The 4580-nt window shown below is 62.2% G+C and carries 5 protein-coding genes and 2 pseudogenes; 6 read left to right on the top strand and 1 reads right to left on the bottom strand.

Annotated elements, in window-relative coordinates; all coding sequences use genetic code 11:
- The 6 genes and pseudogenes from ygfZ to ABSG20_RS30460 all read left to right on the top strand — a co-directional run.
- A partial coding sequence (ygfZ, locus tag ABSG20_RS30435) for a CAF17-like 4Fe-4S cluster assembly/insertion protein YgfZ (RefSeq protein WP_423868163.1) occupies window positions 1-437 on the top strand: 437 nt, incomplete at its 5' end.
- On the top strand, window positions 434-1060 hold the full coding sequence (locus tag ABSG20_RS30440) for a DNA-3-methyladenine glycosylase I (protein WP_423868164.1): 627 nt from the start codon (window positions 434-436) through the stop codon (window positions 1058-1060). The genes ygfZ and ABSG20_RS30440, both read left to right, overlap by 4 nt.
- Window positions 1057-1683 carry a YfbR-like 5'-deoxynucleotidase gene (locus tag ABSG20_RS30445; protein WP_423868165.1) on the top strand — a complete coding sequence of 209 codons (627 nt, stop codon included), beginning with the start codon at window positions 1057-1059 and terminating at the stop codon, window positions 1681-1683. Before ABSG20_RS30440 ends, ABSG20_RS30445 begins: the two co-directional genes overlap by 4 nt.
- 190 nt (window positions 1684-1873) lie before the next feature.
- Window positions 1874-2380 carry a tyrosine phosphatase family protein gene (locus ABSG20_RS30450; RefSeq protein WP_423868167.1) on the top strand — a complete coding sequence of 169 codons (507 nt, stop codon included), beginning with the start codon at window positions 1874-1876 and terminating at the stop codon, window positions 2378-2380.
- A 31-nt stretch (window positions 2381-2411) separates the two neighbouring features.
- A pseudogene (locus ABSG20_RS30455) lies at window positions 2412-2615 on the top strand (hypothetical protein); the annotation flags it as partial.
- Window positions 2597-2779: pseudogene (locus ABSG20_RS30460) on the top strand (DUF2339 domain-containing protein); the annotation flags it as partial. The pseudogenes ABSG20_RS30455 and ABSG20_RS30460, both read left to right, overlap by 19 nt.
- Before the next feature lie 13 nt (window positions 2780-2792).
- On the opposite strand, the gene ABSG20_RS30465 reads toward ABSG20_RS30460, so the two are convergent.
- Window positions 2793-4466, bottom strand: a complete 1674-nt coding sequence (locus ABSG20_RS30465; protein WP_423868166.1) for a methyl-accepting chemotaxis protein — start codon at window positions 4464-4466, stop codon at window positions 2793-2795.
- Between the last annotated feature and the right edge of the window lie 114 nt (window positions 4467-4580).

The raw sequence follows: 4580 nt of genomic DNA on the forward strand, positions 1-4580 counted from the left end.
AACTGCTCGACAGCACGGCCTATGACATCCACCGGATCGCTGCGGGTGTTCCGCTCGGCGGCATGGATTTCATGTATGGCAATGCATTTCCGCACGAAAGCAACATGGATCGCCTGCACGGCATCGATTTCGCCAAGGGTTGTTATGTCGGACAAGAGGTAGTGTCGCGCATGCAGCATCGCGGTACCGCACGCACGCGGACGATTCGCGTTGATCTTGACGGCCCGGCGCCGGAAGTAGGCGCTACCATCCTTGCCGGCGACAAAGCGGTGGGCACCATGGGATCAGCGGCAGGTCATTGCGGGCTGGCACTGATCAGAATCGACCGCGCTGCCGACGCGCTCCAGGCCGGAATGAAGCTGACCGCGGGTGGCATCGCGATCCGGCTTGCCGGAGGAGATGAGCTGTTGATCGCGCCGAAGCAGACTGTGGCATGAGCCGTTCGGCGCGCCTGCATGCCGATGGCCTGACGCGCTGTCCCTGGCCGGGGCAAGACCCGCTTTATATGGCCTATCACGACAGCGAATGGGGCGTACCTGAATATGACGACCGCGCGCTGTACGAAAAGCTCATCCTCGACGGTTTCCAGGCCGGGCTGTCCTGGATTACGATCCTGCGCAAGCGCGACAATTTCCGCAAGGCGTTCGACGATTTCCGCCCCGAGAAGATCGCGCGTTACAATGCCGCCAAGGTCCACGCGCTGATGAACGACACCGGCATTGTGCGCAACCGCGCCAAGATCGAGGGCACGGTAGCAAGTGCAAAGGCCTATCTCAAGATCATCGATGATGGCCCCGGCTTTTCGAAATTGCTCTGGGATTTTGTCGACGGCAGGCCGAAGGTCAATCATTTCAAGACCACCGCCAGCGTGCCGGCATCGACGCCGCTCTCGATCAAGATCTCCAAGGACCTGGCAGGGCGCGGATTCAAATTCGTCGGTCCGACCATCGTCTACGCATTCATGCAGGCCACCGGCATGGTCAACGATCATCTGGTGACCTGCTTTTGCCACCAAAGCTGCGGCGCAGCGCATCGGGCGCCGCGCCTTGAAGTCAAATGACGGGGCAACAGGAATTGCCCGCGCCGCAAACCTCCCCCCGGGTCTGGCAGCGGATGTTGTCGGGGCGCCGCCTCGATCTCCTGGACCCCTCGCCGCTGGATGTCGAAATCGCTGATATCGCCCATGGCCTGGCGCGCGTCGCGCGCTGGAACGGTCAGACCCGCGGCGCCCACATCTTCTCGGTGGCGCAGCACACGCTGTTGGTCGATGCCGTGATGCGCGAGCGGATCCCGCGCGTCGACGACAGGTTGCGGCTGGCGGCGCTGCTGCACGATGCGCCCGAATATGTCATCGGCGACATGATCTCGCCGTTCAAGGCGGTGCTTGGCGGCGACTACAAGGCGGTGGAAAAAAGGCTGCTCGCGGCAATCCACATCCGCTTCGGACTGCCGCCGGTGTTGCGGCCGGAGATCGAGCAGAAGATCAAGCAGGCCGACCGGGGCGCGGCCTATCTCGAGGCAACGGAGCTTGCAGGATTCGAACAAGGCGAGGCGAAGCGTCTGTTCGGACAGAACCCCGGCCTGCCCGAGACAACCCGGCAGGATTACCTGACGCCGTGGACGGCGGCCAAGGCCGAGAAGCGGTTCCTGGCACGGTTCAAGACGGTCTCATCGCCGTTGTAGTTGCAGCCGTAGGGTGGGCAAAAGCCAACGAGTCGCACGAATGCGCGGGGTCGATAGCGTGTCCACCATACTTCTACCGCGGAAATCATGGTGGGCACGGCGCGAAAGCGCGCCTTTGCCCACCCTTCAACCGAACAACCTTTCACCGCCGGTCGCGCGGGTTTATATTCCGTTCGACAAAAGGAACGCCATGATCCACGTCTGCTCGCTCGCCGCCCTGCCCGACACCGTCAAAGCCACCGGCGCCAGTCACGTCCTTACCGTGATGGCCAATGTCGATCAGGTGCAACGGCCGGAGTCGGTGCTTCCGGCCAATCATCTCAAAGTCCAGATCGACGATATCACCGAACCGATCCATGGTTTTATCGCGCCTTCGGATATCCATATCGAACAGGTCCTCAACTTCGTGCGCGGCTGGAATCGCAGCGCGCCGCTCGTCGTCCATTGCTATGCCGGCATCAGCCGCTCCACCGCGAGCGCCTTTGCGGCCGTCTGTGCGCTCAATCCGCATCGTGATGAACTTTCGATCGCCCGGCAAATTCGCGCCGCCTCCCCGATCGCCTCACCGAACCGGTTGATCGTCAGTCTGGCGGACAAGGCGCTGGGACGGGAGGGGCGCATGCTGCGTGCGCTGGACGAAATGGGCCCGGGCAGCATGATGGTCGAGGGCCGCCCGTTCCGCATCGACCTCGACTGATGTCCTGCAACGACGCCAGATCGGCGAAAAGCACGAGCAGAATTTTCGCGGGCTGGTGGAGGCCGGCGCCCTGGTCGAACCGAGCGGCGTGATGTCGACACAAACAGGCGGACGGCCTGCCGCGCTGTTCCGCTTCGGTCGCGAGGTGCTGCAGGAGCGGCCCGCGCCGCGCCTGCTCGTGCGCGGCCGGCGCTCGAGACGATCGAGAGCATCCCGGCCGCCGTCATCGCACTGACGATCCTGAAGTCGTTCCTGATCGACATGGCGTCGCTGACAGGCGTCTACCGCGCACTGTCATTCATCTGCCTCGGCCTGGTGCTGGTGGCGATCGGCTGGCTGTACCAGCGAATCCTGTTCCGCCAGCCAGCCCCGGCGCCCGCGCCGGGGCCCGGTGCTTAAGTTGGCAGCGGCGTCAGGCCGCGGTGCCGGCGGCTTCGGCGGCGGCGGCTTTCATGTTCGATGACATCACTTCCGTTACCGCGCTCTGTTCCTGGATGGACGCGGCGGTAGAGGTCACATACTCGTTGACGTTCTCGATCGCGCACTTGATGACCTTGAGCGCGCTGACCACGTCACCCGAAATGACATTGAGGCTTTCGATTTCGCTCCCGACCTTGTCGGTGGCCTGCTTGGCCTGATTAGCGAGGTTCTTGACCTCGGAAGCGACCACTGCAAACCCCCGGCCGGCTTCGCCGGCGCGCGCGGATTCGATCGTGGCGTTGAGAGCCAGCAAATTGATCTGGCCGGTGATGCTCCCGATCAATTCAACGATGCCGCCCATGGCACTGGCGGCCGCGGTCAGGCGCTGGGCCTGCTGATCGGCGTTGTCGACCTGTAACACCGCCGTCGACGCCGTATCCCGGGATTTGATCATCGCGTCCGAGATGTTACGGACAGAGACTTTCAGATCGTCGGCTCCGGCGGCGACCGATTCCATCATGTAGCGAACGTTCTCGCTCTTCCGGCGGGCGATCACCTGCGCGGTGGTGTCGGTGGCGTATTTCACCACCTTGAACGGCCTGCCATTCAGGTCAAGAATCGGATTGTAGGAGGCCTGGATCCAGACATCCCGGCCGTCCTTGCCGATGCGCTTGAATTCCGCAGCGGCATACTGCCCCCGTTGCAACTGCGTCCAGAAATCGCGATAGGCCGCGCCGTCGCGTTCGGCGGGATCGACAAAGATGCGGTGGTGCTTGCCCTTGATTTCGCCCAGCGAATAGCCGAGTGCCTTCAGGAAATTATCATTCGCGGTCAGGATCGTGCCGTCCATGGTGAATTCGATCACCGCCTGCGACTTGCCGATGGCCGCGAGCTGTCCCTCGAAATCCGCGGTCTTCAATTTCTGTTCGGTGACATCGGTGGCGAACTTCACGATTCTGAAGGGCTTGCCCCTTTCGTCGAGGATCGGATTATAGGTCGCGAGAATCCAGACTTCCTTGCCGGCCTTGCCGAGCCGCTTGTATTCCGCCGCTTGATATTCGCCGCGGTTCAGGCTCGCCCAGAACTCCCGATACCCGGCGCTGTCGCGCATCGCCGGCTCGACGAACATGCTGTGATGCTTGCCCTGGATTTCGGCAAGTGTATAGCCAAGGGACTTGAGGAAGATATCATTGGCGGTCACGATGGTGGTGTCCAGATTGAATTCGACCACCGCCTGGGCACGAAGAATGGCGGCGATCTTGCCGGCGTCTTCCATGCTGCGGATCTTCTGCGCGGTGATGTCGGTCGCAAATTTGATGATTTTGACAGGCTTGCCATGACGATCCAGGATCGGATTGTAGGAGGCCTGAATCCACACCGCGCGGCCGCCCTTGCCGATCCGCTTGTATTCGGAGGCCTGAAACTCGCCGCGCCTGAGACCGTCCCAGAACCCGCGATAGGCCGCGCCGTCGCGCATCTCCGGCTCGACGAACATGCTGTGGTGCTTGCCCTTGATTTCCGCGAGCGTGTAGCCGAGCGCGTCAAGAAACTTCTGGTTGGCGGTAATGACCACACCGTCCATGCCGAATTCGATCACGGCCTGCGATCGGCTGATGGCCTCTGCCTGCGCGTTTTCAGTATCGGAGCTATGCTGCCAAAATCTCATGTCGCAAAGCCTCATGTCTCGTCCAGGCGCCGGGCGCAGATTTCGGCCACCTCAGGCGGCGCGGCGGTCCTGAAGCAGACCGATGATGGCCTTCCGTTGGTCTTCAGCCTGGTT

Source organism: Bradyrhizobium sp., assembly GCF_049512235.1.
GTDB lineage: Bacteria > Pseudomonadota > Alphaproteobacteria > Rhizobiales > Xanthobacteraceae > Bradyrhizobium.

Bases quoted from the DNA above. Each gene is read 5' to 3' on its own strand.
- ABSG20_RS30440 (WP_423868164.1), top strand. From the start codon at position 434: ATGAGCCGTTCGGCGCGCCTGCATGCCGATGGCCTGACGCGCTGTCCC.
- ABSG20_RS30445 (WP_423868165.1), top strand. From the start codon at position 1,057: ATGACGGGGCAACAGGAATTGCCCGCGCCGCAAACCTCCCCCCGGGTC.
- ABSG20_RS30450 (WP_423868167.1), top strand. From the start codon at position 1,874: ATGATCCACGTCTGCTCGCTCGCCGCCCTGCCCGACACCGTCAAAGCC.
- ABSG20_RS30465 (WP_423868166.1), bottom strand. From the start codon at position 4,466: ATGAGATTTTGGCAGCATAGCTCCGATACTGAAAACGCGCAGGCAGAG.